Source organism: Bradyrhizobium sp. BR2003 (assembly GCF_009720285.1).
GTDB classification, from domain to species: domain Bacteria; phylum Pseudomonadota; class Alphaproteobacteria; order Rhizobiales; family Xanthobacteraceae; genus Bradyrhizobium; species Bradyrhizobium elkanii.
The window spans coordinates 142,242-166,733 of record NZ_SMYJ01000015.1 but is presented as its reverse complement, the minus strand read 5'-3'; the positions used below and the strand labels follow the sequence as shown (position 1 = coordinate 166,733).

General features: G+C 66.1%; 22 protein-coding genes. 9 read left to right on the top strand and 13 right to left on the bottom strand.

Annotation, left to right across the window (positions count from 1 at the left end; translation table 11 throughout):
* Positions 1–122 precede the first annotated feature (122 nt).
* From E2I15_RS10650 to E2I15_RS10630, 5 genes are all read right to left on the bottom strand, one after another.
* Positions 123–902: an alpha/beta fold hydrolase gene (locus E2I15_RS10650; RefSeq protein WP_137477130.1), complete on the bottom strand. Its 780-nt coding sequence runs from the start codon at positions 900–902 to the stop codon at positions 123–125.
* Positions 903–906: 4 nt separating this feature from the next.
* Positions 907–2,202, bottom strand: coding sequence for an O-acetylhomoserine aminocarboxypropyltransferase (locus tag E2I15_RS10645; RefSeq protein WP_137477129.1), 1,296 nt, complete (start codon positions 2,200–2,202; stop codon positions 907–909).
* A 46-nt stretch (positions 2,203–2,248) separates the two neighbouring features.
* On the bottom strand, positions 2,249–3,553 hold the full coding sequence (pncB, locus tag E2I15_RS10640; protein ID WP_016842460.1) for a nicotinate phosphoribosyltransferase: 1,305 nt from the start codon (positions 3,551–3,553) through the stop codon (positions 2,249–2,251).
* A 61-nt stretch (positions 3,554–3,614) separates the two neighbouring features.
* Positions 3,615–7,157 (bottom strand): molybdopterin cofactor-binding domain-containing protein, encoded by a 3,543-nt coding sequence (locus tag E2I15_RS10635; RefSeq protein ID WP_137477128.1) that lies wholly within the window; start codon positions 7,155–7,157, stop codon positions 3,615–3,617.
* Entirely contained in the window at positions 7,157–7,624 is a 468-nt protein-coding gene (locus tag E2I15_RS10630) for a (2Fe-2S)-binding protein (RefSeq protein WP_137477127.1), read from the bottom strand. The genes E2I15_RS10635 and E2I15_RS10630 overlap by 1 nt, the downstream gene beginning before the upstream one ends.
* Before the next feature lie 275 nt (positions 7,625–7,899).
* On the opposite strand from E2I15_RS10630, the gene E2I15_RS10625 reads away from it, so the two are divergent.
* The 8 genes from E2I15_RS10625 to E2I15_RS10590 all read left to right on the top strand — a co-directional run bounded on the left by E2I15_RS10625 (position 7,900) and on the right by E2I15_RS10590 (position 16,200).
* A complete protein-coding gene (locus tag E2I15_RS10625) occupies positions 7,900–9,348 on the top strand; it encodes a 6-hydroxynicotinate reductase (protein ID WP_137477126.1) in 1,449 nt (482 codons plus the stop codon).
* Complete coding sequence (locus E2I15_RS10620) at positions 9,345–10,355, top strand: UPF0280 family protein (RefSeq protein ID WP_137477125.1); 1,011 nt, start codon at positions 9,345–9,347, stop codon at positions 10,353–10,355. The genes E2I15_RS10625 and E2I15_RS10620 overlap by 4 nt, the downstream gene beginning before the upstream one ends.
* 16 nt (positions 10,356–10,371) lie before the next feature.
* Positions 10,372–10,956 carry an amino acid synthesis family protein gene (locus E2I15_RS10615; RefSeq protein ID WP_137477124.1) on the top strand — a complete coding sequence of 195 codons (585 nt, stop codon included), beginning with the start codon at positions 10,372–10,374 and terminating at the stop codon, positions 10,954–10,956.
* A gap of 28 nt (positions 10,957–10,984) precedes the next feature.
* Positions 10,985–12,199 carry an ABC transporter substrate-binding protein gene (locus E2I15_RS10610; RefSeq protein WP_137477123.1) on the top strand — a complete coding sequence of 405 codons (1,215 nt, stop codon included), beginning with the start codon at positions 10,985–10,987 and terminating at the stop codon, positions 12,197–12,199.
* 151 nt (positions 12,200–12,350) lie between these two features.
* The gene (locus E2I15_RS10605; protein ID WP_137477122.1) at positions 12,351–14,240 is read left to right on the top strand and encodes an ABC transporter permease; all 1,890 of its coding nucleotides are present in this window, start codon (positions 12,351–12,353) and stop codon (positions 14,238–14,240) included.
* Complete coding sequence (locus E2I15_RS10600; RefSeq protein WP_137477121.1) at positions 14,237–15,028, top strand: ABC transporter ATP-binding protein; 792 nt, start codon at positions 14,237–14,239, stop codon at positions 15,026–15,028. The genes E2I15_RS10605 and E2I15_RS10600 overlap by 4 nt, the downstream gene beginning before the upstream one ends.
* Entirely contained in the window at positions 15,025–15,729 is a 705-nt protein-coding gene (locus tag E2I15_RS10595; RefSeq protein ID WP_038383941.1) for an ABC transporter ATP-binding protein, read from the top strand. Before E2I15_RS10600 ends, E2I15_RS10595 begins: the two co-directional genes overlap by 4 nt.
* Positions 15,730–15,744: 15 nt before the next feature.
* Entirely contained in the window at positions 15,745–16,200 is a 456-nt protein-coding gene (locus E2I15_RS10590; protein WP_137477120.1) for a MarR family winged helix-turn-helix transcriptional regulator, read from the top strand.
* Between the two features lie 159 nt (positions 16,201–16,359).
* On the opposite strand, the gene E2I15_RS10585 is transcribed toward E2I15_RS10590, so the two are convergent.
* From E2I15_RS10585 to E2I15_RS10575, 3 genes are all read right to left on the bottom strand, one after another.
* Entirely contained in the window at positions 16,360–16,947 is a 588-nt protein-coding gene (locus E2I15_RS10585; RefSeq protein WP_137477353.1) for a hypothetical protein, read from the bottom strand.
* Positions 16,948–17,130: 183 nt separating this feature from the next.
* The gene (locus E2I15_RS10580) at positions 17,131–18,531 is read right to left on the bottom strand and encodes a selenium-binding protein SBP56-related protein (RefSeq protein WP_137477119.1); all 1,401 of its coding nucleotides are present in this window, start codon (positions 18,529–18,531) and stop codon (positions 17,131–17,133) included.
* 402 nt (positions 18,532–18,933) lie between these two features.
* Positions 18,934–20,130, bottom strand: a complete 1,197-nt coding sequence (locus E2I15_RS10575) for an amidohydrolase family protein (RefSeq protein WP_076827077.1) — start codon at positions 20,128–20,130, stop codon at positions 18,934–18,936.
* A gap of 146 nt (positions 20,131–20,276) precedes the next feature.
* Here E2I15_RS10575 and E2I15_RS10570 point away from each other — a divergent pair, with 146 nt between their 5' ends.
* Complete coding sequence (locus E2I15_RS10570; RefSeq protein ID WP_137477118.1) at positions 20,277–21,050, top strand: ferredoxin--NADP reductase; 774 nt, start codon at positions 20,277–20,279, stop codon at positions 21,048–21,050.
* A 126-nt stretch (positions 21,051–21,176) separates the two neighbouring features.
* Here E2I15_RS10570 and soxA read toward each other — a convergent pair whose 3' ends face one another.
* From soxA to E2I15_RS10545, 5 genes are read right to left on the bottom strand one after another with little or no spacing between them, the layout of a single operon-like run.
* A complete protein-coding gene (soxA, locus tag E2I15_RS10565) occupies positions 21,177–21,950 on the bottom strand; it encodes a sulfur oxidation c-type cytochrome SoxA (RefSeq protein ID WP_137477117.1) in 774 nt (257 codons plus the stop codon).
* The gene (soxZ, locus tag E2I15_RS10560) at positions 21,947–22,267 is read right to left on the bottom strand and encodes a thiosulfate oxidation carrier complex protein SoxZ (RefSeq protein WP_137477116.1); all 321 of its coding nucleotides are present in this window, start codon (positions 22,265–22,267) and stop codon (positions 21,947–21,949) included. Before soxZ ends, soxA begins: the two co-directional genes overlap by 4 nt.
* Positions 22,267–22,731, bottom strand: a complete 465-nt coding sequence (locus tag E2I15_RS10555) for a SoxY-related AACIE arm protein (RefSeq protein ID WP_137477115.1) — start codon at positions 22,729–22,731, stop codon at positions 22,267–22,269. The genes soxZ and E2I15_RS10555 overlap by 1 nt, the downstream gene beginning before the upstream one ends.
* Before the next feature lie 8 nt (positions 22,732–22,739).
* Positions 22,740–23,168 (bottom strand): sulfur oxidation c-type cytochrome SoxX, encoded by a 429-nt coding sequence (soxX, locus tag E2I15_RS10550; RefSeq protein WP_137477351.1) that lies wholly within the window; start codon positions 23,166–23,168, stop codon positions 22,740–22,742.
* Positions 23,169–23,181: 13 nt separating this feature from the next.
* On the bottom strand, positions 23,182–24,453 hold the full coding sequence (locus E2I15_RS10545) for an NAD(P)/FAD-dependent oxidoreductase (protein ID WP_137477114.1): 1,272 nt from the start codon (positions 24,451–24,453) through the stop codon (positions 23,182–23,184).
* Positions 24,454–24,492: the final 39 nt, after the last annotated feature.

Below are 24,492 nucleotides of genomic sequence, written 5' to 3'. Positions count from 1 at the left end.
CCGGCGGCTGCCTTGCTACTTTGCATGGGGTTGTTTTCGATATTTTGGTGGTGGTCATCCGGCCCGGACGGCGTCCGCGCGACCTTCTCCGACGAGGAAAGGGAGAGGAGCCCGCGGCTCCGCTACCGCAGCGCTGCCAGCAGCTCGTCGGGCTGCTCGACCATCATCATGTGGCCGGCGCCCGGCAGCACGACGGTGCGGGCGTTCGGCGTCGCGGCGGCGAGCGCCTTCCCGGCCTTGGCGGGCGTCATCATGTCGCGTTCGCCGAGGATGAAGGTGGCGGGCACCTTGACCGCGGCAGCAGCCGTAAGTGCGTTCTGGTAGGCGTTGCAGGCGTTGAGGTCGTTGTACAGCACGCCCGGCTTCGCCTCCTGTAGCACCCGCTGCGCGCCCTGGTGCATCCACAGGCCCGGCGCGAGGCTGCCGCCGAGCTCGGCCTTGAAGCCGAGGCCCCAGATCGAGACCATGTCGATCGCGGCCGTGTCATTGGCCTCGGCGGCTTTCAGCAGATCGGGGCCGACCGTCATGGTCGCGGCGGTGCCGATCAGCGCGAGGCCGGAGACCTTGTCGGGATGCCGCGCCGAGGTTTCGATCGCGATCAGCGAGCCCATCGAATGGCCGATCAATCGGGCCTTCGATGCACCGGCTGCCGTGATCAGCGCCGCGATCCAGTCGGCCATCTCGGCAATGGTCGCCAGCGGTTTGCCGGTGGAGCGGCCATGACCGGGCAGATCGGGCGCCAGCACGGAGAATCCGTGATGGGCGAACCAGCGGCTGTGCAGCGACCAGGTCGAAGAGTCGAAGCCGGCGCCGTGGATCATCGCCACCGCCGGCAGCGATGCATCGAACGGCCTGCCGCCGGTCGCGATGAAGGTGTCTGATCCGTTCACGGAAAGCTGCATGGCCCTAAGTCCTTTGCGAGGCGCGCAGCGCCTGGCCGAGATCGTCGATGATATCCTCAGCGGTTTCGATGCCGACCGAGAGCCGCACCAGCTCCTCGCCGATGCCGGCGGCCTTGAGCTGCCCGGCATCCATCTGCTGGTGCGTGGTGCTGGCGGGATGGATCACCAGCGTCTTGGCGTCGCCGACATTGGCGAGATGGCTGATCAGCTTCAGGGACTCGATGAACTTCTTGCCGGCGGCGCGGCCGCCCTTGATGCCGAAGCTGACGATCGAGCCGGCGCCGCGCGGCAGCAGCTTCTTGGCCAGCACGTAATCCGGATGCGTCTCCAGCGACGGATGCAGCACCCAGTCGACCGCCTTGTTCGCGGCGAGGGCGTCCAGCACCGCATGGGTGTTGCTGACGTGGCGGTCCATGCGGACGCCGAGCGTCTCGATGCCCTGCAGCAGCTGGAACGCGTTGGTCGGCGACAGGCAGGCGCCGAAATCGCGCAGGCCCTCGGTGCGGGCGCGCATGATGAAGGCGGCCTTGCCGAACTGCTCGTCGAAGACGATGCCGTGATAGCCGGCATAGGGCTCGGTGAGCTGCGGGAACTTGCCGGAGGCGCGCCAGTCGAACCGCCCGCCGTCGACGATCACGCCGCCGATCGCGATGCCATGGCCGCCCATCCACTTGGTCGCCGAGTTCATCGTGATGTCGGCGCCGAGCTCGATCGGCTGGCTGAGATAGGGCGTCGCAAAGGTATTGTCGATCAAAAGCGGGATCTTCGCGTCATGCGCGATTTGTGCCACCGCGGGGATATCGAGCACCTCGAGGCCGGGATTGCCGATGGTCTCGCCGATCACGAGGCGGGTGTTCGGCTTGATCGCAGCACGGAATTGGTCGAGCGCGCGCGGCTTCACGAAGGTCGTGGTGATGCCGAACCGCGGCAGCGTGTGCGCCAGCAGATTGATGGTGCCGCCATAGAGCGAGGCGGAGGCGACGATGTGATCGCCGGCATTGAGCAGGGTCGCGGTCGCAAGATGCATCGCGGCCATGCCGCTGGCGGTGCAGATCGCGCCGACGCCGCATTCGAGCGCCGCGATGCGCTCTTCCAGGACCGCAGTCGTCGGGTTCGAGATGCGCGTATAGATGTGGCCGGCGCGTTCGAGGTTGAACAGCGCCGCGGCGTGGTCGGCGTCCTGGAACACGTAGGACGTAGTCTGATAGATCGGAACCGCGCGCGCGCCGGTCGCGGGATCGGGGCGCTGGCCGGCGTGCAGGCTCAGGGTTTCGAAGGCAGGCGGCTTGGGTGCGGGCATGGGAAGCTCGTCAGGTCAGTCGATCAGAGTGATCGGTGCGTTGGATTTAAACGTGAACTGCGGTGCGAACACGGCCAACATTGCCGAACACGCGCAAATAGCGCTCGACCTCGGACGGGATGCCGGTCGCCTTCTCCGGATTGTCGGAGAGCTTGACGGCCGGTCGGCCGTCGACCGACGTCACCTTGCAGACGATCGAGATCGGGTCGAGCTCGGCGGTGCCGTCCGGCGCGCAGCCGACGAAATCGTTGGTGAGGTTGGTGCCCCAGCCGAAGCTGACGCGCACGCGTCCCTTGAAATGGTGGAAGGTCTCCTCGATCGAGCCGACATCCATCGCGTCGGAGAACACCAGCAGCTTCTCCTTGGGATCGCGGCCCTTCTGCTTCCACCATTTGATGATCTCTTCGCCGGCCGTGATCGGCGGCGCGCTGTCGGGTCGAAAGCCGGTCCAGTCGGCGACCCAATCGGGCGCGTCGCGCAGGAACGGCTTGGTGCCGAAGGCGTCGGGCAGCGCGATCAAGAGGTTGCCGCCATACGTGTGGCGCCACTGGTCGAGGATGCGATAGGGCGCCCAGCGCAGCGCCTCGTCGTCATTGGCGAGCGCGGCGGCGACCATCGGCAGCTCGTGCGCGTTGGTACCGATCGCCTCGAGATCGTTGTCCATCGCGAGCAGCACGTTCGACGTGCCGGTGAAGGAGGGGCCGAGGCCTTCCTTCACCGCCTCGACGCACCAGCGCTGCCAGAGGAAGCCATGGCGACGGCGTGTGCCGAAATCGGACAGCCGCAAGCCGTCCAGCTTGCGCAGCCGCTCGACCTTGGCCCACAGTTTGGCCTTGGCGCGGGCGTAGAGCACGTCGAGCGCGAAGCGGCCGTAAGTCTTGGTCGCGGCGCGCGAGCGCAGCTCGTTGAGGATCGCGAGCGCCGGGATCTCCCACATCGTGGTGTGGGTCCACGGCCCGTGGAAATGCAGCTCATACTGGCCGTCGACCTTGTTCAGCTCGTATTCGGGCAGCCGGAAGGTCGAGAGCCAGTTGATGAAGTCGGGCGAGAACATCTGGGTCTTGCCGTAGAACGTGTTGCCGGCGAGCCAGATCAGCTCTTTCTTGGTGAAGCGGATGGTGCGGGCGTGGTCGAGCTGGGCGCGCAGCTCGGCCTCGTCGATGACCTCGGCGAGCCGAATATGGGTCGAGCGGTTGATGACCGAAAAGGTCGTGCGGGTGTCCGGATAGCATTCCCGGATCATCTGCTGCATCAACAGCTTGTAGAAATCGGTGTCCAGCAGGCTGCGCACGATCGGGTCGAGCCGCCAGCCGTGGTTATAGGTCCGGGTCGCGATATCTGTCACGGTCATGCGGGAACCTTAGCCTGCCGGGCGCCGCCCGCCCAGTGGGTATCCGGCGGAACATGGCAGGTCAGCGCGCTATGGTCTGCCGTATACGGCCGACGGTGGCGGTGACATCGGCCCAGGCCGGCTTGTCAGGGGCAAATTGCCGCCGCAGGAAGGTGACGAGCTCGGCGACCTGGCCGTCGCTCATGCTGTCCTTGAAGGCCGGCATGTAGCCGAGATCGGTCGCGGCCGGCTTGGCGATGCCGTGCAGGATCACCTGGATCAGATTGTCGGGCGCGTGGCTGTGCAAATTGCTGTTCAGCGCCAGCGAGGGCCGGCTGCCGAACAGCGGCGGGCCGCCGACCTCATGGCAGACCGCGCAGGCGCCTTGATAGATCCGCGCCCCCGCCGAGGCGGTAGTGGTGACGACGGTGCCGGCTTCGAGCTTCGCTGCCAAGGCATCGTGGGCCGGCCGGTCGGCGGTCTCGTTGAACGAGGCGAGGTAGACCGCCATCGCGCGGATGTCCTGGTCGGGCAGCGCGGCGAGCTCCTGCACGACCGGCGCCATCGGCCCTGCGGCGACGCCGTGCAGACGGGACTCGCCGGTGCGCAAATAGGCGTAGAGCTCGTCCTCGCTCCAGGGGATCGGCGCCTTCGACAGCGACGTCAGCGCCGGCGCCTCCCAGCCCTCGGCGAAGCCGCCGGCGAGATAGGCCGCTTGCCGCTCGGCGCCGAGCGCATTGCGCGGCGAGTGGCAGGCGCTGCAATGGCCGAGCCCTTCGATCAGATAGGCGCCGCGATTCCATATCGCTGACTTCGATGGTTCGGGCTGGAATGCCTGCGCCTGATGGAACAGCGCATTCCATCCGGCGAGCAGCGGCCGCAGGTTGAACGGAAAGGCGAGCGTGTTGGCTGGCGTCTCGGCGCGCACCGGCGTCTGCGCCATCAGATAGGCGTAGAGCGCCTGCAGGTCGGCATCGCTGGTCTTGGCGAAATGCGTGTACGGAAACGCCGGATAGAGATGGCGACCGTCGCGATGAATGCCCTCGCGCATCGCGCGCTCGAAGGCGGGATAGGACCAGGCGCCGATGCCGGTGTCGACATCGGGCGTGATGTTGGTGGTGAAGATGGTGCCGAACGGCGTCTCGAGCGGCCGGCCGCCGGCGTTCGCGATGCCATGCTCCGAGGTGTGGCAGACGGCGCAGGCGCCGAGCGCCGCAAGCTCCTTGCCGCGCGCGATCGTCGCGGCGGAATAGACCGAGGCATCCGGCCGGGCGATCGGCGCGATCGCGCGCCAGGGCAGCACGGCCGCGCCGACGCCGATAGCGGCGGCGCAGAGTGCGGCAATGCCGGCGAGCAGGCCGCCGCGCTTTGCAAACGGATTCTGCCATCTGTTGAGGTCAGCCGTCTGCGCAGGCGGTGGGAGCGGCGCGGGCGCGGCCGGTTGCTCGCCGCGCAGTCCCTTCAAAATGCGCTCCGGCGTGAACGGCAGTTCGCGGAAGCGGACGCCGGTCGCGTCATAGATCGCGTTGGCGATCGCGGCGGCGCTCGGCACCGAAGCGGACTCGCCGACGCCGAGCGGTGGTTGATCCTGCCGCGGCAGCATCAGCACATCGATCTTGGGCAGCTCAGGGAACTTGATGATGGGGTAGGCGCCCCATTCCCGCGCCGTCACCGCGCCGCGCTCGAAGGACACTTCCTCCATCAGCGCGCGGCTGGTCGACTGGATCACGTTGCCTTCGATCTGGTGCCGTACGCCTTCCGGATTGATCATCAATCCGGAATCCTGGCCGGCGACGACGCGCGTCACGCTGACATCGCCGGTCGCCTTGTTGACGGCGACGTCGGCGATCCACGCCGACCATGCCGCGCCGTAACCGGGAAACTTGCTGTGCACGTAGAGCGCATAGGCAAAGCCGCGGCCGCGCACGATATCGCCGTCCGCCTCGGGCTCTCTCCACACCGGGCGCGGCGTCCAGCCGGCGCGCTCGGCAACCGCATTGACAAGGTCGATCGCGCGCTTGTCCTTCAAATAGCGCAGCCGGTATTCGATCGGATCGACTTCGGCCTCCGCCGCAAGCTCGTCGATGTAGGATTCATGCGCAAAGGTGTTCGGCAGCGCCGAGACGCCGCGAAACCAGGACGCGCGCACGATCGGCGGCATGTCGTTGGCGACCACGCGCATATTCTCGTAGTCGTAGGGCGGGATCGCGGTGCGGTCGCCCATCTCGAACACCGCGGCTTCAGGCGCGATCCGCCCGGTGAGCAGCAGCGCCAAGGTCGGTGCACCGTTCGAGGGATAGCGCGTGGCGAAATCGTAACCGGCGACGCTGCCGTCGGCGTTGAGCCCGCCATTGACGTCCATCAGCTGCGCGGTGCCCTTCGGCTCCCAGGCATGCTCCTGCTCGCGGGTCAGCTGCACGCGCACCGGGCGACCGACCGCGCGCGACAGCAGCAGCGCATCGGCGGAGACATCGTCGGCGCAGTTGCGGCCGTAGCAGCCGGCCGCCTCCATCCGGATCACGTCGATCTCGGACTCCGGCCGCTGGATCAGCAGCGCGAGGTCGCCGCGCAGGATGTGCGGGTTCTGCGTGCCGGACCAGACCCGGATCGCGCCCTCGCTGTAATCGGCGACCGCGCAGGACGGGCCGATCGAGCCGTGCATCTGGTAGGGCCAGACGTAAGTCCGTTGCATCGGCTTCGCCGCCGCCTTGATCGCGGCATCGACGTCGCCCTTGTCGATCAGTTGCCGCGGCGTCGAGGGATTGGCGCGCAGCGCCTTCTCCACGTCGGCAAGATCGGTCAGTGCCGGCCCCGGCTTCCAGCTCACCGCGAGCTGCGCGGCAGCCTTGATCGCATTCTCCTCGCGCTCGGCAACGACGCCGACGAAATCGCCGATCCGCACCACCGCGACGAGGCCGGGAATATCGCGCACCGAGGCTTCATCGACCGCGATCAGGCTGGTGCCGACGAACGGGCCGGCGTCGATGCCGGCGTAAGGCGGGCGGACCACCCGGCCGTGCAGCATGCCGGGCACGCGCACATCGTGGACGTAGACGAGCTCGCCGGTGGCCTTCGCCGGCAGATCGACACGCGGCACCGACTTACCGACCACCGAATAGGCACTCACGGCCTTGACCGGAACCTCATCGGCAAGATCGAGCCGGATGATCTCGTCCGCGATCAGCTCGCCATAGGTGATGCTGCGGTTGTCGTGACCGCGGATCAGGCCGTCCTCGATCGTGAACTCGTCGACAGCTAGCTCCAATCGCTCGGCGGCCCGCGCGAGCAAAAAATGCCGCGCTTGGGCGGCGGCCTTGCGGAGCGGAACGGCCGTGATCTGGATGGTCTCGCTCGCGATGGTCGGACCCTGGTTCGGCACCACGGCGGTGTCGCCGAGGATCACGACGACGCGGGCAAAGGAGACGTCGAGCTCTTCGGCAACGATCTGCCCGAGCGCGGTGCGGATACCGGTGCCGAGATCGACATGGCCGTTATAGGCGTTGACCGTTCCGTCGGCGGTGATGGTGATGAAGGTCTCGAACGCGCCTTCCGCGCCGAGCACCGCGGGGCGGACGACCGACAGCGAGCCGCGCCGGCGTTGCTCGGGAGGCTGTGCGTCGACCATCAATCGCGCGCCTCGAGCACGTGGCCGGCCGCGCGCATCGCCGCGCGGATGATCTCGATATGGGCGCCGCAACGGCAGAGATTGTAGCGCAGCGCCTCCAGCACCTCATGCTCGGATGGATTGGGATTGCGCGTCAGCAAGGCCTTGGTGGTGATGATCATGCCGTTAAGGCAATAGCCGCACTGCGCGGCCTGTTCGCGGATGAAGGCACCCTGCACCGGATCGGGATGCTCGCGGCTGCCGAGGCCCTCGAGCGTGACGATGTTGCGGCCGGTGCAGCCTTCGATCGGAATCAGGCAGGCGCGCGCCGCGACGCCGTCGATCAGCACCGCGCAGGCGCCGCACTCGCCGAGCCCGCAGCCATATTTCGGTCCGTTCAATTCGAGGTCGTTGCGCAGCACGTAAAGCAAGGCGGTGTCGGGAGCGGCATCGACATCATGATTCCTGCCGTTCACGGTCAGGCGCATTGCCCCGGTTCTCCCCTGATGTTTGCGCTGCAACGTCAGCGTCAGATCGCCGACGAGGATAACGTTTGTATACAAACGTGCAAGCGGCGGCATGCCGCGCTGCAGCGCGTGCCCGCTTTATGAACAGGGTGCGCAAGCGAATGGCAGGGTTTGATCGCAAAGCCCGCTTGACAGGCTTGAGACCTGCGCGCAGGATCATTCGTATACGAACGATATGCATGGGAGGCGGAAGGGCAGTATGATCGACCGCCGCCACAAGTCCAGGCTTGGTCACGATGGCTGACACAATGACCGTCGCCGCCGGCGACAAGATCCGCTGCGATGCCTGTCCGGTGATGTGCTACATCAAGCCGGGTGCGGCCGGCGCCTGCGACCGCTATGCCAATCATGACGGCACGCTGGTGCGCGTCGATCCGCATGTCGTGCTGGAACGCACCGTGTCGCATGGCGGCCAGCTGGTTCCGTTCCAGGTGAGCGGCGACTGGGACGGCAAGATCGTCCGCCAGCCCGACCTGTTCGTCACCGCGATCGGCGCCGGAACCACTTATCCGGACTACAAGCCCGCGCCCTTCATCGTGTCGTCGGAAGTCGACGGCGTCGACATGGTCACCGTGGTGACCGAAGGCATTTTCTCGTATTGCGGCGTCAAGGTGAAGATCGACACCGACCGCTATCTCGGGCCGGAGACCGCGACCGTGCGCGCGGACGGCGAGGCTGTCGGCCATGTCACGACCAGCGAATATGGCTCGCAGATGCTCTCGCTCGGCGGGGTGCATCATCTGACCGGCGGCTCCAAGAAGGAAGGCCGGGTGACCTGCGACACGCTAATGGATCTCTCCAACTGCAAGGCGGTGGAGCTGACGATCGACGGCGGCGCCACCGTCGTGGTGCAGGCGGGCAGGCCGCCGATCGTCAATGGTGTGGCAGAAGAGCGCATGCGGGTCGGCTGCGGCTCGGCGACCATCGGCATGTTCGCCAAGCAATGGCACGGCAAGGTCGATGAGGTCGTGGTGGTCGACGACCACATCACCGGCGTGCTCAGCGAGCACCAGGCCGGCAAGCTGCTCGATATCGCCGACACCGGCATCAAGATGAAGGGGCGGCGCTCGACGCCGGGCCGTTATTTCCAGGTCGCCGATCCCGGCACCGGATGGGGCGGCACCAATATCTCCGATCCGCTGTCGATCCTCGGCCCCTTCAATGCGAAGGAGGCGCGGCCCGGGCTCACCATGCTGATGGTCTCCACCACCGGCGAACATGCGTCCTATTACGTGCTCGACGAGGCGCTGAAGCCGGTCGAGACCGAGATGCCGGCGGATCTCCGGTTTTCCGTCGAGCGCATCCAGGAGAATTGCGAGCCGGCGCTGTGCACCGTGCTGTTCATGGGCGGCGCGGGCGGATCGCTGCGCGCCGGCGTCACCGACAATCCGGTGCGGCTGACGCGCTCGGTGAAGGACGCGCTGACGCGGGTGACCAGCGGCGGCGCGCCGGTCTATGTCTGGCCCGGCGGCGGCATCACCTTCATGGTCGATGTCACGCAGATGCCCGCAGGCGCCTTCGGCTATGTGCCGACCCCGGCGCTGGTGGCGCCGATCGAATTCACGATGAAGCTGTCGGACTACGCGGCGCTCGGCGGCCACATGGACTATGTCCGGCCACTGTCCTCGCTGCGGGACAGTGCCGAGGTCCGGCCGATGCCGTTTCTCCCCGGGCGGCGCGCATGACCAGAGCGTTTTCCAGCGAAGTGGATACCGGTTCGCGCACAGAAAACGCGTCAAAACAGGAATCTGGAGCCCCGTTCCGATTCCATCGGAACGGAAACGGCTCGAGGCTCCCGCAAATCGCGCTTCTTCCTGACGGCAAGCGGCTGCATTTGCAGGACGGCCCCATCGATTTGATCATCGAGGCCAAGGGCCGGGATGCTGATGTCAGCGTTGCCTATCAGGCCGCGGCGGCGCGCTTCACCGGCTTGCTTGACGAACTCTGCGCCGAGCTGGCCGAACTGCGCAGCGCCGCCGCTCCGGGCGGGTGCACGCTGAAAGGCGTGGTCGCGCGGCGCATGCATGCGGCCGTCGCGCCGTTTGCCGCCGATGGCTTCATCACGCCGATGGCGGCGGTCGCGGGCTCGGTCGCCGAGGAAATCCTCGGCGCGATGCTTGAGGCAGCAGCGCTCGACCGCGCCTATGTCAACAATGGCGGCGACATTGCCCTGCATCTTAGCGATGGCGAACAATTCACCGTCGGCCTGATGGATCGGCCCGACCGTCACGGCGTGATGCGTACCATGACGGTCGATGCCGACACGCCGGTCCGCGGCATCGCGACCAGCGGCCGCCACGGCCGCAGTTTCTCGCTTGGCATCGCCGATGCCGTCACCGTGCTGGCGCGGACGGCGTCGCAGGCCGATGCCGCGGCGACCGTGATCGCCAATGCGGTCGATCTGCCTGATCACCCCGCGATCCTGCGCGTTCCGGCAAGCGAGCTGCAGCCCGACAGCGACCTCGGCGCGCGGCTCGTGACCCGCGATGTCGGGCGGCTGGCGGAGCGCGAGATCGAGCACGCGCTCGAGGCGGGAGCTGTGCGGGCACGCGACCTCCTGATGTCGGGATTGATCGAGGGCGCGGCATTGCGTCTACTGGGCGAAACGCGAATTGTCGGCGCAACTGGGATGAGCGCGCCGGCGTCGCACGCGTTACAGGGACAAACGACAGAACACATGCTGCGGGCATGAGCGGGAGCGAGGCAAGATGAGCGCCGTCATTCGCAAGATTGTCACCGTGGTCGAGGAGACCTATCTGGAGATGGGCAAGACCATCGCGCCGCCGACACGGCGCGCCGCCGCCATCGCCGTGATCGAAAACCCCTTTGCCGGCCGCTACGTCGAGGATCTGTCGCCGCTGATCGCGATCGGCGAGGAACTCGGCGAACTGCTCTCGAAACGGGCCGTCGCCGCCCTCGGCATCGACGGCGCCAAGGCGCACAGCTACGGCAAGGCCGCCGCGGTCGGCGAAAATGGCGAGCTCGAGCATGCGGCGGCGATCCTGCATCCGAAGATGGGCGCGCCGGTGCGCAAGGTGCTGTCGAAAGGCGCGGCGCTGATCCCGTCGTCGAAGAAGCGCTCGGGCCTCGGCACCACGCTGGATATTCCGCTCGGGCACAAGGACGCGGCTTTCGTGCGCAGCCATTTCGACGGCATGGAAGTGCAGATCAACGACGCGCCGCGGGCCAACGAGATCATGGTCGCGGTCGCCGTGACCGACAGCGGGCGGCCGCTGCCGCGCGTCGGCGGGCTGACAGTCGGCGAGATCAAGGGCGAAGACGGATTGCGATAATCTCTTTGAAGAAAAACTGGAGGACGGGATGCGTGGTTATTTCGTAGGGACGGGATTGGCGATCGCGGTCGCGACCATGGCAACGAGCGCCATGACGACGCAGGCCATGGCGCAGAGCGAAATCAAGATCGGCGAGATCAACTCTTATTCCTTGCTGCCGGCGTTCACCGAGCCCTATCGCAAGGGCTGGCAGCTCGCAGTGGAAGAGATCAACGCGGCGGGCGGCATCAACGGCAAGAAGCTCGTGGTCGTTTCCAAGGACGACGGCGGCAAGCCGGCGGATGCGCAGACCGCGGCGAACGAACTGGTGTCGAGCGAGAACGTCGCGATGCTCACCGGCACGTTCCTCTCCAATATCGGCCTTGCCGTCTCCGACTTCGCCAACCAGAAGAAGGTGTTCTTCCTTGCGGCCGAGCCGTTGACCGATGCCATCACCTGGTCGAAGGGTAACCGCTACACGTTCCGCCTGCGGCCGTCGAACTACATGCAGGCGGCAATGCTGGTGGAAGAAGCCGCAAAACTGCCCGCAAAGCGCTGGGCGACGATCGCGCCGAACTATGAATACGGCCAGTCGGCGGTCGCGGTGTTCAAGAAGCTGATGTCGGCGAAGCGGCCCGACATCCAGTGGGTCGACGAGCAGTGGCCGCCGCAGGGCAAGATCGACGCCGGTCCGGTGGTGCAGGCGGTTGCCGCGGCGAACCCGGAAGCGATCCTCAACGTCACCTTCGGCGCCGACCTCGTCAAGCTCGTGCGCGAGGGCAACACCCGCGGCCTGTTCAAGGGCCGCACGGTGGTGAGCTTCCTGACCGGCGAGCCGGAATATCTCGATCCGCTCAAGGACGAGACGCCGGAGGGCTGGATCGTCACCGGCTATCCCTGGTACGCGATCAAGACGCCTGAGCATGACGCGTTCCTGAAGGCCTACCAGGGCAAGTACAACGACTATCCGCGGCTCGGCTCGATCGTCGGCTACCAGACCATCAAGGCGGCGGCGGCGATCCTCGCCAAGGCCGGCTCGAGCGATCCGGAGAAGCTGATCGCGGCGGCGGAGGGCATCTCGATGCCGTCGCCGTTCGGCGAGATCACCTTCCGCAAGATCGATCACCAGTCGACGCTCGGCGCCTTCACCGGCAAGACCGCGCTGAAGGACGGCAAGGGCATCATGGTCGACACCGCCTATCGCAAGGGCTCGGACTATCTGCCCAGCGATGCCGAGATCGAGAAGCTGCGGCCGAAGGATTGAGGTTGCGAATATAGCGGGGCCTCGTGGTTCGAGACGCGCGGCGTTGCCGCGCTCCTCACCATGAGGGTCTCGCTCCTCATCCTGAGGAGGCGCGGAGCGCCGTCTCGAAGGATGAGGCCCCGATGCAAGTTCACGTTGAAGCGGACCGCCCATGGCCTTCTATGTCGTCCAGTTCCTGACCGGTCTTGCCAGCGCGGCGTCGCTGTTCCTGGTCGCTTCGGGTCTGTCGATTATCTTCGGCGTGACGCGGATCGTGAATTTCGCGCATGGCGCGTTCTACATGCTCGGCGCCTATGTTGCGTTCACGCTCACCGAGCGCTTTTCCGGCGCGCTCGGCTTCTGGGGCGGCATCGTCGTTGCCGCGCTGGCGGTTGCCGCGATCGGCGTGCTGGTCGAGATGGTGCTGCTGCGCCGGATCTATCACTCGCCGGAACTGTTCCAGTTGCTCGCCACCTTCGGCCTGACGCTGATGGTCGAGGATCTCGTGGTGCTGATCTGGGGTCCGGACGATCTGGTCGGCCGCCGCGCGCCCGGCTTCAAGGGCGCGATCGATTTCTTCGGCCAGAATATACCAAGCTACGATCTGTTCCTGATCGTGCTCGGGCCGGTCGTGCTCGGCGTGCTCTGGCTGCTGTTCCAGCGCACCCGCTGGGGCGTGCTGGTGCGTGCGGCGACGCAGGACCGCGACATGGTCGCGGCGCTCGGCGTCAATCAGAAATGGCTGTTCACCAGCGTGTTCGCGCTCGGCGTCTTCCTCGCCGCGCTCGGCGGCGCGCTGCAGATTCCGCGCGATGCGGTCAACCACGCGATGGATCTGCGCGTCATCGTCGAGGTCTTCGTCGTGGTCGTGATCGGCGGCCTCGGCAGCATCATCGGTGCGTTCGTCGCGGCGGTGCTCGTGTCGGAGCTCAACGCCTTCGGCATCCTGATTTTCCCGAAGATCTCCATCATCCTGGTGTTCCTGGTGATGGCGGTGGTGCTGATCGTCCGGCCGTGGGGGCTGTTCGGCAAGCCGGAGGCGCCGGCACGGCGCACGCCTGGTCTCACCGTCAATCCGTGGCGGCCGCTGACGATGAACGAGCGGTTCGCCGCGATTGCCGTGCTCGTCCTCGCCGCCGCGCTGCCGTTCGTTGCCGGCAATTACGTGCTCACGGTGGGATCGGAGATCGCGATCTTCGTGATCTTCGCGGTCAGCCTGCACTTCCTGATGTCGGTCGGCGGGCTCGCCTCGTTCGGCCACGCCGCCTATTTCGGCCTCGGCGCCTATGGCGTGGCGCTGCTCGCCAAGATGGCCGGCTTGCCGATGATCGCCTGCCTGCTGCTCGGGCCGCTGCTCGGGCTCGCCGGCGCCGCCGTATTCGGCTTCTTCGCGGTGCAACTCTCCGGGGTCTATTTCGCGATGCTGACCTTGGCCTTTGCCCAGATCGTCTGGTCGATCGCGTTCCAGTGGGTGTCGGTCACCGGCGGCGACAACGGCATCCTCGGCGTCTGGCCGGAGAAATGGGCGGCGAGCCCGTCGCATTTCTACTGGCTGTCGCTCGGCATCGCCGCGCTCGCGGTGGTGATTCTCCGCATCATCGTGTTCTCGCCGTTCGGCTTCGCGCTGCGCGCGACGCGCGATTCGCCGCTGCGGAGCGAAGCCGTCGGTATCGACGGCAAGCGCATCCAGTGGACTGCCTTCGTGATCGCGGGCACGGTCGCCGGCCTCGCCGGCGCGCTGTTCGCCTATCTCAAGGGCAGCGTGTTCCCCGACAACATGGGCATCTCGCTGTCGGTCGATGCGCTGGTCATGGTGCTGCTCGGCGGCGTCGAGACGGTGTCGGGCGCTGTGGTTGGCGCCATCGTCTACAAGGCGCTCAACATCTGGCTGGTCAGCCAGACCGATTGGTCAAAACTCGTGCTCGGCGGCTTCGTGGTGCTGATCGTGGTCGCATTCCCGAAGGGCATTGTCGGCACGCTGGAAGCCTTCATGCATCGCCGGCGCAAGTCCTCCTCGTCGGTATCGCCCTTGCTGACCTCCCGCATCGAGAGCGCCGAATGAGCATGGTTCCCACATTGCTGTCGGTCGAGGGGCTGACCAAATCCTATGGCGGGGTGCATGCCGTGCGCGGCGTCTCCTTCGAGCTGCGCGCCGGCGAGATTCTGGCGCTGATCGGGCCGAACGGCGCGGGAAAAAGCACCTGCTTCGACATGCTGAACGGCCAGAATATTCCCGACAGCGGCCGCATCCGCGTGCTGGGCGCGGAGACCACCGGCAAGAAGCCGCGCGTGATCTGGCGCATGGGCGTCGGCCGCACCTTCCAGATCGCGGCGACATTTCCCACCATGACGGTGCGCGAAAACGTGCAGGTCGCGCTGGTCTCGCATGGCGGGCAATTGTTCAACCTGTGGGCCTCGACCGCGCGGCACGCCCGCGACGAGGCGGGACGGCTGCTCGATCTGGTCGGGATGGGCGCCTATGCGGAGCGGCCCTGCGGCGAGCTCGCCTATGGCGACGTCAAGCGGCTCGAGCTCGCGATCGCGCTCGCCAACCAGCCAAAATTGCTCTTGATGGACGAGCCGACCGCCGGCATGGCGCCGCGCGAGCGCGTCGAGCTGATGCGGCTGACGGCGCGGATCGCCCGCGAGCAGGCGATCGGCGTGCTGTTCACCGAGCACGACATGGACGTGGTGTTCGAGCATGCCGACCGCATCCTGGTGCTGAACCGCGGCAGCCTGATCGCCGAAGGCTCGCCCGAGGAAGTTCGCGGCAATGCCCAGGTGCGCGCGATCTACCTCGGCGAAGGCCTCGTCTATGACGCCCGGCACCGCGAGGGAGTATCGGCATGAAGCTGACGGTAAAGGATCTCAACAGCTTCTACGGCCCGGCGCATATCCTGTTCGACATCGCGCTCGAGGTCGGCGAGGGCGAAGTGGTCGCCTTGCTCGGGCGCAACGGCGCCGGCAAATCGACCACGTTCCGCTCCATCGTCGGCCTGGTCGAGAACCGCTCCGGCCGCGTCATGTTCGAGGGCCGGGACGTCTCTGATCTGCCGACGCATGCGATCGTGCGCGGCGGGCTCGGCTATGTCCCGGAGGAGCGGCGCATCTTCACGGATTTGACGGTCGAAGAGAATCTCGAGGTCGGCCGTCAGCCGAAGCGGGCAGGCGCGCCGCAATGGGATCGCGAAAAACTATTCAAGCTGTTCCCGAACCTCGGCGAGATGCGCGGCAGGCCTGGCGGGCGCATGAGCGGCGGCGAGCAGCAGATGCTGACGATCGCGCGCACGCTGATGGGCAATCCGTCGCTGGTGCTGCTCGACGAACCCTCGGAGGGGCTGTCGCCGAAAATCGTCGAGCAGATGGTCGATGCGATCCTGGCGATGAAGAAAGAGGGCGTCAGCATCGTCGTCTCCGAGCAGAATCTGCATTTCGCCCGGCTGATCTCGGATCGCGCCTACATCATCGAGCGCGGCCGGATCTGCTTTGGCGGCACCATGGCGGAACTCGATGCGCGTCCGGATATCCGCGACGCGCATCTGTCGCTGTAACGGGCGGGGTGGACGATGGCGAGGAATGCTGCGCAGAAGCGAAGCGTCAAGGCGACCAAGCCGGGATACGTGCTGGACGAGCAGATTGGCTTCATCCTGCGCCAGGTGTCGCAGCGCCACGCCGTGATCTTCGCCCGCGAGATCGGCATCAATCTGACGCCGACGCAGTGGGCGGCGCTGTCGAAGCTGTCGGAGGTCGGCGCCTGCTCGCAGAACCAACTCGGGCGGCTGACCTCGATGGACGTTGCGACCATCAAGGGCGTGATCGATCGCCTGACCGCGCGCGGCCTGACCGAGACCGCGCCCGATCCCGACGACGGCCGCCGCCTGCTGGTGAGCCTGACGCGTGCCGGCCAGCAGATGGCCGACAAGGCCGCGCCCAACGCGCTGGTGATCTCCAGGGAGACGCTGGCGCCGCTCGACGCCAAGGAGCGCGAGACGCTGATCGCGCTGCTCGGCAAGCTTCGCTGACACAATCTATCACCGTCACCCTGAGGAGCCGCGCGGAGCGCGGCGTCTCGAAGGGGTGACGGCCCGGCTGTCTGCCGCGGGCCGTCCAGCGACAACGGCGAAGCCGTTGCGGGGGTGACGGGTCATGTCCCGCGCTCGTCGGCGGGCATCGCGTCCGCACTACGATTCCAGGCCAAGCACCAGCGCGACGGCGCCGACCAGCACCAGGCTGAGGGCCCAAACCGTGTCCAGGTTGAACCAGCTCCGCGATACGAATTTGAGGCCGAGATAGCGGTAGACCAGCCACGCGAGGCATCCGCCGGCGGCGATCATCGAGCCGGCATGAACGATCGAGACCAACACGGCCATCGTGAGGCTGGTGTCGATCAGGCTGTTGGCGGCCGCATGGCCTTGGTCCGCTTCAGCCTCGCGACATAGCCCGAGATAGATCGGCACCAGCATCAGCGCCGCGCCATGGGCGATCGCCACCGCGAACGACCACAAAGCGAGTTGCGTCGGCGGTATCCGCGCCAGGGCCCGCGGATGGCGCCGGTCGATCAGTCGATAGACACCGAACAAGATGACGAGCAGGCTCGCGCCGATGCGGATCGTGCGCTGCCATTCGACGAGGGTGATCAAGAGCGCGAACGGAAGGATGACCAGCAGCATCGCCAGCAGATGACCGATCGCGAGCGGGCCAAGCGCGGCGAGCAGCGCGCGCGAACTCCTCTGCATCAGGCCCGCAGAAACGGCGAGCGGCCAGCCCATGCCCGGGTTGATCCCGTGGTAGAGGCCGCTCGCAATCACCGCCAGCCACAGCCAAACCAGTGTCCAGCCGGTTGCGCTCACGTCAGGGCCTTTTCCGTTCCGATCGAATTGGAACGGGCTCTGGATTCTTGTTTTGACGCGTTTTCTTCACCCGAACCGGTACCCACTTCGCTCGAAAACGCTCTAGACCGACGGATAGCAGAACGAATCCGTCGAGCAGTCACCGCCATCGAGCCGGATCTGGTGCGCCCGGTAACCGTCGGGGAAGCTGACCCAGTAGTCCTTCGCCAGTTCGAGGCCTCCGCCCGGGCTCGCATTCGCCATCACTTCGGCGCCGGGAACGCCTTGCGGATAGAACTGGTCGTCCCAGGTCGAGTAGAGCGAATTGGTCCAGTACACCCGCTTGCCGTCGCGGCTGATCTCGACCATCTGCGGCCCACCGGCAAAAGCCTGTCCATTCGGGTGAGGCGCACGACGAACGATGCCGCCGATGCGGACCGATCCGGCGAGCTTCGGCTTGCGCGGATCGCTGACGTCGTATTGGCGCATCTCGCCAGTGCCCCAGCAGGCGACGTAGAGAAACTTGTCATCCATCGACAGGTCGATGTCAGTCACCAGCGGAGGTACGGCGCCGAAACCCTGCAACAGCGGCGGCAGCTGGTCCTTCGATGCGGGCTCGGGCGGGATCGTCACCGTCTTCTCGATGTGAAACTTGCCGCCCTCGCGCCACCAGGTCCAGATCGAACCCTCGAGGTTCGTGGTGTCGACCACGACGCCAACGAAGCCGTGTTCGCGAACCGGATCATGCGCCGGACGCACCTCCAGCGCCATTTGATGGTTGGCGCCGAGGTCGATGGTCTGGACATTGCGTCGGGCTCGGAGGTCCCAGAAATGCAGCCGATGGCCGTATTTGTTCGACAGCAGGTCTTCCGGCACGATGCCGTTCTCGAACTGCGGCGGCAGGGCCCACTCGCTGCTCACCATGTAGTCGCGCGGCAGGTTCCACCAGAAGTCATAATGCTTGGTCTGCGGCCCACGATCGATCTCCCACCGGCCGAGCACGTCGAATGTCTCGCAGTCCATGATGAAGATGCCGGGCGGTCCGTCGGTGCCGTCCTTGCCGCTCCCGCCGAGCGTGCTGACATAGATGCCTTCCGGCCCGCAGTGGATGGTATGCGGGCGCGAGTAGCCGGTCTTCTTGAAGATTTCCTCGGGCTCGATGATCTTGTGGATCTTCGCTTGCGTCGGGTCCGGCTTGGTGTCGACGATATAGATTCGGGACGATCGCATGCCGGGGATGATGAGATAGCGACGCTCGAGGAAGGCGTGTCCGGCCAGCGGCGACAGCGCCGACGAGCAGGCGTTCCAGCCGAAATGGTGGAACTCGTCGCCCTTGTTGGGCATCGTCACCGTATGGACGATCTTGCTGTAGGTCGGCGAGCCGGGCTTGACGTCGATCACCGCGAGTGCGTCCGGCTTTGAAAAATCCGGACTGAGCAGCACGGTGTAGGCAAAGCTCTCGGCCGGCGCTTCCATCGCGAGCTTCGGCGACGCGTGGAACGTAGGATCTGGCCTCATCGTCATCGGCTGCCTCCTGATTGCCTGGTGTGGATCAACACGGCATGGCGGCACGCAGCAGCAAGAACTATTCCGGATCGAAAAATGCCTCTTGCGAGTGCCGCCGGCTAAGGTTCGCTTGCGCTCAGGATACACCGCAATGGTGACAGGTGAAAACAAGGTTCGGTTACGCAGGCGGCGCGGCAAAGGCGCGCGCCGCGTTGTCCATGATCCGGCAGCGTCTTCAAGAGGTTGAGCAAGCGCCGCGTTTCTTTCCCTCCGGACTTATCTCTCGCCGTCACCCAGAGGAGGTCGCGAAGCGACCGTCTCGAAGGGTGAACGGCCCGCAAGTTTGCCGCAGGCTGTTCAACTTTTGAGGCACGCTTGCGCGTGCGCCTTCAGGCGGGGGTAACGGGTCGACTATCGCGGCTACTTCGCCACGACCTCCGGCACCTTGCCCGCGGGCGGCGTGTTGCGGCTGCGCTGGGTGCGGACGATGCCGTCGATGATGGTCATGCCGATGCCTGGGAGATCGCCGAGCTGAACGCTCTCCAGGATGTTCTTGCCCGGCGAATGCTGAGCCTTGTCCATCAGTACGAAGTCGGCCGAGCGGCCGACCTCGATCAGGCCGCAATCGAGCTCGCGCATCCGCGCGGTGTTGCCGGTCGCCAGGCAGAACGCCAGCTCGGCCGGGAGCTCGCCGAGCGAGGACAGCAGCGAGACCATCCGCAGGATGCCGAGCGGCTGCACGCCGGAGCCGGCGGGCGCGTCGGTGCCGAGGATGACGCGGTGCAGATCGCCCATCTCGCGCGCGGTGCGCAGCGTGAACAGCGCCGAGCGCTCATTGCCGTTATGCACGAGCTCGAGCCCGCGCTTGCAGCCCTCGCAGATGCAGCGGATCTGGTCGTCGGGCAGCGCAGTGTGGCCGCCATTGATATGGCCGACCACGTCGGTGTCGGCTTCCAGCACCACGTCCTTGTCGATCAGGCCCGAGCCCGGGATCGACGGCCCGCCGGTGTGGATCGTGCTTTGAATGCCGTATTTGCGCGCCCAGCCGACCATCTTCCGCGCGGTCGGTCCGTCCTTGACGCCGCCGAGCCCGACCTCGCCGAGCAGCTTGACGCCGGCGGCGGCCATTTCCTTGAAGTCGTCCTCCACCATCTCGCATTCGATCACGGGCGCGCCGGCGTGCACCTTCACGCCGCCCGGACGCAGCGTCCAGAACGCGCGCTGCGCGAAGATCGCCATCGCCTTCAACCCGACGACGTCGCGCGGACGCCCGGGCATATGCACCTCGCCGGCGGAGATCATGGTGGTGACGCCGCCATGCAGGTAGCTGTCGATCCAGTTGATCTGGTTCTGCCGCGGCGTCCAGTCGCCGGCGACGGGATGGACGTGGCTGTCGATCAGGCCGGGCGCGACCGTCGTGCCGTTGGCATCGACGATGGTGGTGGCGCCTTCGGTGTCGACGTCCTTGAGGCGGCCGATCGCGGTGATCTTGCCGTTCTCGGCGACGATGGTGTCGGCATCCAGGATCGGCTTTTCCAGGGCCCCCGACAGCAACAGCCCGATATTGCGGATCACCAGCTTGCTCGGACCGGTCGCCTGGGGTGCATCGTGCGCCATGGTTTTTCCTTTTGGTTCAACGCCTTCGCCGGCCATTGTGCCCGTGGCTTGACGGCCGGATCAAGCTGGATTATTCATTTGTATACGAACGATCGTGTACAAATGATTTTGCCGCCAATCCGGCCCGCGCGTCAAGGAAACTGACGATGAGCAATTTCAACCAGGAAAGCGTCCTCAGCGTTCACCACTGGACCGATACGCTGTTCTCCTTCAAAACCACGCGCAATCCGTCGTTCCGCTTCCGCAACGGCGAGTTCACCATGATCGGGCTCAAGGTCGGCGAGAAGCCGCTGCTGCGGGCCTACAGCGTCGCCAGCGCGAATTACGAGGACACGCTGGAGTTCTTCTCGATCAAGGTTCCGGACGGCCCGCTGACCTCGCGCCTCCAGCACCTGAAGGAAGGCGACGAGATCATCGTCAGCCGCAAGGCGACCGGCACGCTGGTCATCGACAACCTCGAGGACGGTCGCAACCTCTATCTGGTCGGCACCGGCACCGGCCTCGCGCCGTTCCTCAGCGTGATCAAGGATCCCGAGACCTATGACCGGTTCGAGAAGGTCGTGCTGCTGCACGGCTGCCGCCGCGTCAAGGAGCTCGCCTATGGCGAGATGATCACCGAAAAGCTGCCGCAGGACGAACTGATCGGCGAACTGGTGCGCGACCAGCTGATCTACTATCCGACCGTGACGCGCGATCCGTTCCGCAACCGCGGCCGCATCACCGACCTCATCACCTCGGGCAAGCTGTTCACCGACATCGGCCTGCCGGCGCTCGATGCCGCGCATGACCGCGTCATGATCTGCGGCTCGCCCGCGCTGGTCGCCGATACCCGCATGCTGCTGAATGGCCGCGGCTTCGTCGAAGGCAATCACGGCGAACCCGCGCAGTTCGTGGTCGAGAAGGCGTTCGCCGAGCGCTGACCGCTACGCAGTAACTCCATCTCCTCACCCTGAGGAGCTTGCGCAGCAAGCGTCTCGAAGGGCGAGGCCGACTGGGGCCTCATGGTTCGAGACGCGCCTTCGCGCTCCTCGCCATGAGGGTTGGCGCTAGGGCCTGACCGCCGGCGCCTCGACCGGCATGCCGCGTGCCCGCGTCATCAGATAAAGCTCGAGCTCGACCAGCTCGGGCGAGCCATAATCATAAGCCTGCGCGCGGATGCCGGTGATGCAGGCGCGCAGCCGCCGCTGCAGCGATCCGAGCGCCTGCCATTCCAGCCGGTACAGCGGATAGCCGGTCGGCTGGCCTTGCGTGATCGCGCTGCCTGCGAGCTTCTTGTCCCAGTTGTCATCGTGGCAGTTGGTGCAGCCGAGATTGAGCTGGCCCTGCCGTTGTATGAACAGCGCGTGGCCCTGTTCGACGAACGGCGCGAGCTCCAGATCGTCGCCGGCCGTAATCGGTATGCCGCGCGATTGCCGTGCGACATAGGCGGTCAGCGCCAGCAACTCACGGCTTTCATAGGCGAAGGGCGAGGCCTGCTGGTGGTTGGTCCGGCAGAAGTTGATCCGTCCCTCGAGGTCGACCGGCTTTTGCAGCGCTCTGTCGAAGGCCGGGTAGTGCGCCGCGACCCCCTTCATGCTGACGCGCGCGTCGTTGTGGCAGTCGGCGCAGGCCTTGTTTGCGGTGCCGGACTTGCGCGTCCACAAGGCCTCGCCGTCGAGCACAGACAGCATGCCGGGATTGGCGGTGTCCTCGTCCTGCATCGCCTTGCTGTCCGGGCTCATGAAGCTGTAGCCCGAGCGGCGTTCGGATCGCGGGATCTCGGTCGCGAGCGCGGCGCTCGCCATCGCCGTCAGCAGCGCGATGCAGACCGCAATCTTCATTCGACTGATATCGAAGCTTGCGCGGTCTCCGAAAATCCCTTGTCGCCGATCCACTCGAATTCGAACTTGCCGCTCTCGGTCACAGTGGTGAAGAAGGTGATGAACGGATTGGCCGCGATCGCAGGATAAAGATCGGCACGGAACACTTCCTCGCCGTTGAAGCGGCAAGTGAAGCTCGTGATGATGTCGCGCGGCACCACGCTGCCCGAGGCGGTGTGGCGATAGCCGGTCTCCATGATGTGCGACATCAGTGTCTTGATCTCGATGACACTGCCGCGCTTGGCCTTGGCCGGGACATTGATCAGGGCCGACGGCATCAGATCGCCTCCTCGGTGCAGGCGGCGAGCGTCACCACGACGTCGGCGGTTGCCGACCAGAACGTGTCGTCGGATAGCCGCGCGATGGCGGTGACCTTCTGGCTGTCGGCGAGGCGGATGCGGGTTGAGACCTGGGCGCGTCCGGCGCGCGGGCCGAGATGGAAATTACCGATGTTCGGCTGCGGGTTCTTCTCGTTGAAGACATGGATGCTCTTTACATACGCGTCCGCAGTCATCGGGCTGGTGACGCTGACCGTCATCGGCACCGTGTTGCCGTTCTCGACCAGCGGCGGAATGTCGAGCTTGACCTTGCCGGTGTGCACATTGGCCTCGCCGACGACATTGCGGATCGCAGCCGACAGCATTGCCGGCGTCGCGTCCACGGGGCGCACGATCACCAGCACAGCGGCACCGCCAGCGAGAGTCAGGAATGTGCGGCGTGTGGTATGGTCGGAATTCGCCATCGCTTGTCCTAGTTCCTTAGCGTGACCAGATACGCCACGATATCCTCGATCTGCTCGGCCGACAGGATCGGCTTGCCGCGCCAGGAGGTGCCGACACGCGCGAGTCCGTCGACGCGATAGTAGGACGGCATGATCGTCGCCGCATTGAGATGCGACGCATCGACCAAGCGGAGCCGCAATTGTCCCTCCGACCAGCGGCTGCCGCTGCCGGCGAGGTTTGGCGCAAGGTCGCCCTGGAACGCCTGCTCGGGAAATGGGCCGCTGTGACAGAGGATGCAAGTGGAGGAACGCTCGACGATCAGCGCACGGCCGCGTGCGGCGTCGCCTTTGGTTCCTGTCAGCGAGGCTGGAATCGCATCGCCCGCGACGGTGTAGGACCGTAGCTCCTCGGCGTATGCGGGCCAGCAGGCCGCGAACAGTCCGGCGGCGAGAAGCATTGTGCGGGCGAGCCTAGCCAAAGGCCTCTCCCGTGATCCTCTTGAACCAGTGGAGCGCTTGGTCAGCTTCTTGCTGGCGCGCCTCGCGCGGCGCGTCGACCGGGCTCGTGGTGACCTCGGCCTCGGCGTACTGATCTTCCTTCGGCTGATAAACGCCCTTCAGCGAGAAAGCGTAGCCGGGAGCGACCGTGTTGTAGCAGGCGCCATCGAGCCGCGGCGTCTCCGGCGCCTTGCCCGCCAGGGAGGTGACGATCGCGGCCGCGCAGGCACGGCCTTGCGCCGCCGCGGCGGAGGCAGATTTCGGGATGCCGCCTGCGATCGCGGCATCGCCGATGACGTGGATGTTGGGAGCGAGCTTTGAAGCAAAGCTGACGGGATCGATCGGGCACCAACCGGTGTGGTCGGCGGCGCCGGCGATGTCAGCGATGCGGCCGGCTTTTTGCGGCGGGATCACATTGGCAACCGCGGCGGTATAGTTGCCGAAGTCGGTGACGATCTCATTTGTCGTCAGATCGACCGACGTCACCCGTCCGCCCTGCGACAGCGCAATCCGTTCGATCATGCCGGGATAGAGCTCCGCCCAGGCCTTCTCGAACAGCTTCTGCTGCGAGTAATTGTCTTTCGCGTCGAGCACCAGGATTTTCGACTTCGGCTTGTTCGCCTTCAGATAATGCGCGATCAGGCTGGCGCGCTCGTAAGGCGCGGGCGGACAGCGCAGCGGCGCGGCGGGGACTGCGATCACGACGAGGCCGCCATCGTCCATGGCTTCAAGCTGCTTGCGCAGTAGCATAGTTTGCTCGCCGGCCTTCCAGGCGTGCGGCATCTTCTCGGCCGCTGCCTCGTCATAGCCGGAGAGGGCGTCGAAGCGCATGTCGATGCCGGGGGCCAGCACCAGCCGATCATAGGACAGCGTCGTGCCGTCAGCGAGCGCGATGCCGCGCGCCTGAGCATCGACCTTCGTCGCCGCCTGCGCGGCGACCGTAATGCCGTCGGCCGCAACCTTGTCATAGGTGAATTGCTGCGCGGCAAGCTCGCGCAGACCCGCGATCACCTCGTTGCTGAACGGGCAGGCGGTGAAAGTCCTGTTCGGCTCGATCAGCGTGACCTGGAGCTTTGTGTCGAGCCGCCGCAGCGCCCGCGCGCAGGCCGCGCCGCCGAAGCCGCCGCCGATCACCGCGATGCGCGGCGCCGCCTGCGCCAGCGCCGGACGCGCCAGGGCGGCCGCTGCGACGGCAGCGGCGCCACGGATCACATCCCTGCGCGTCTGATGACGCGTGACGGCCATGCACGAGAATCCGAAAAAAGGAAGCGGCGGCCGGTTGCG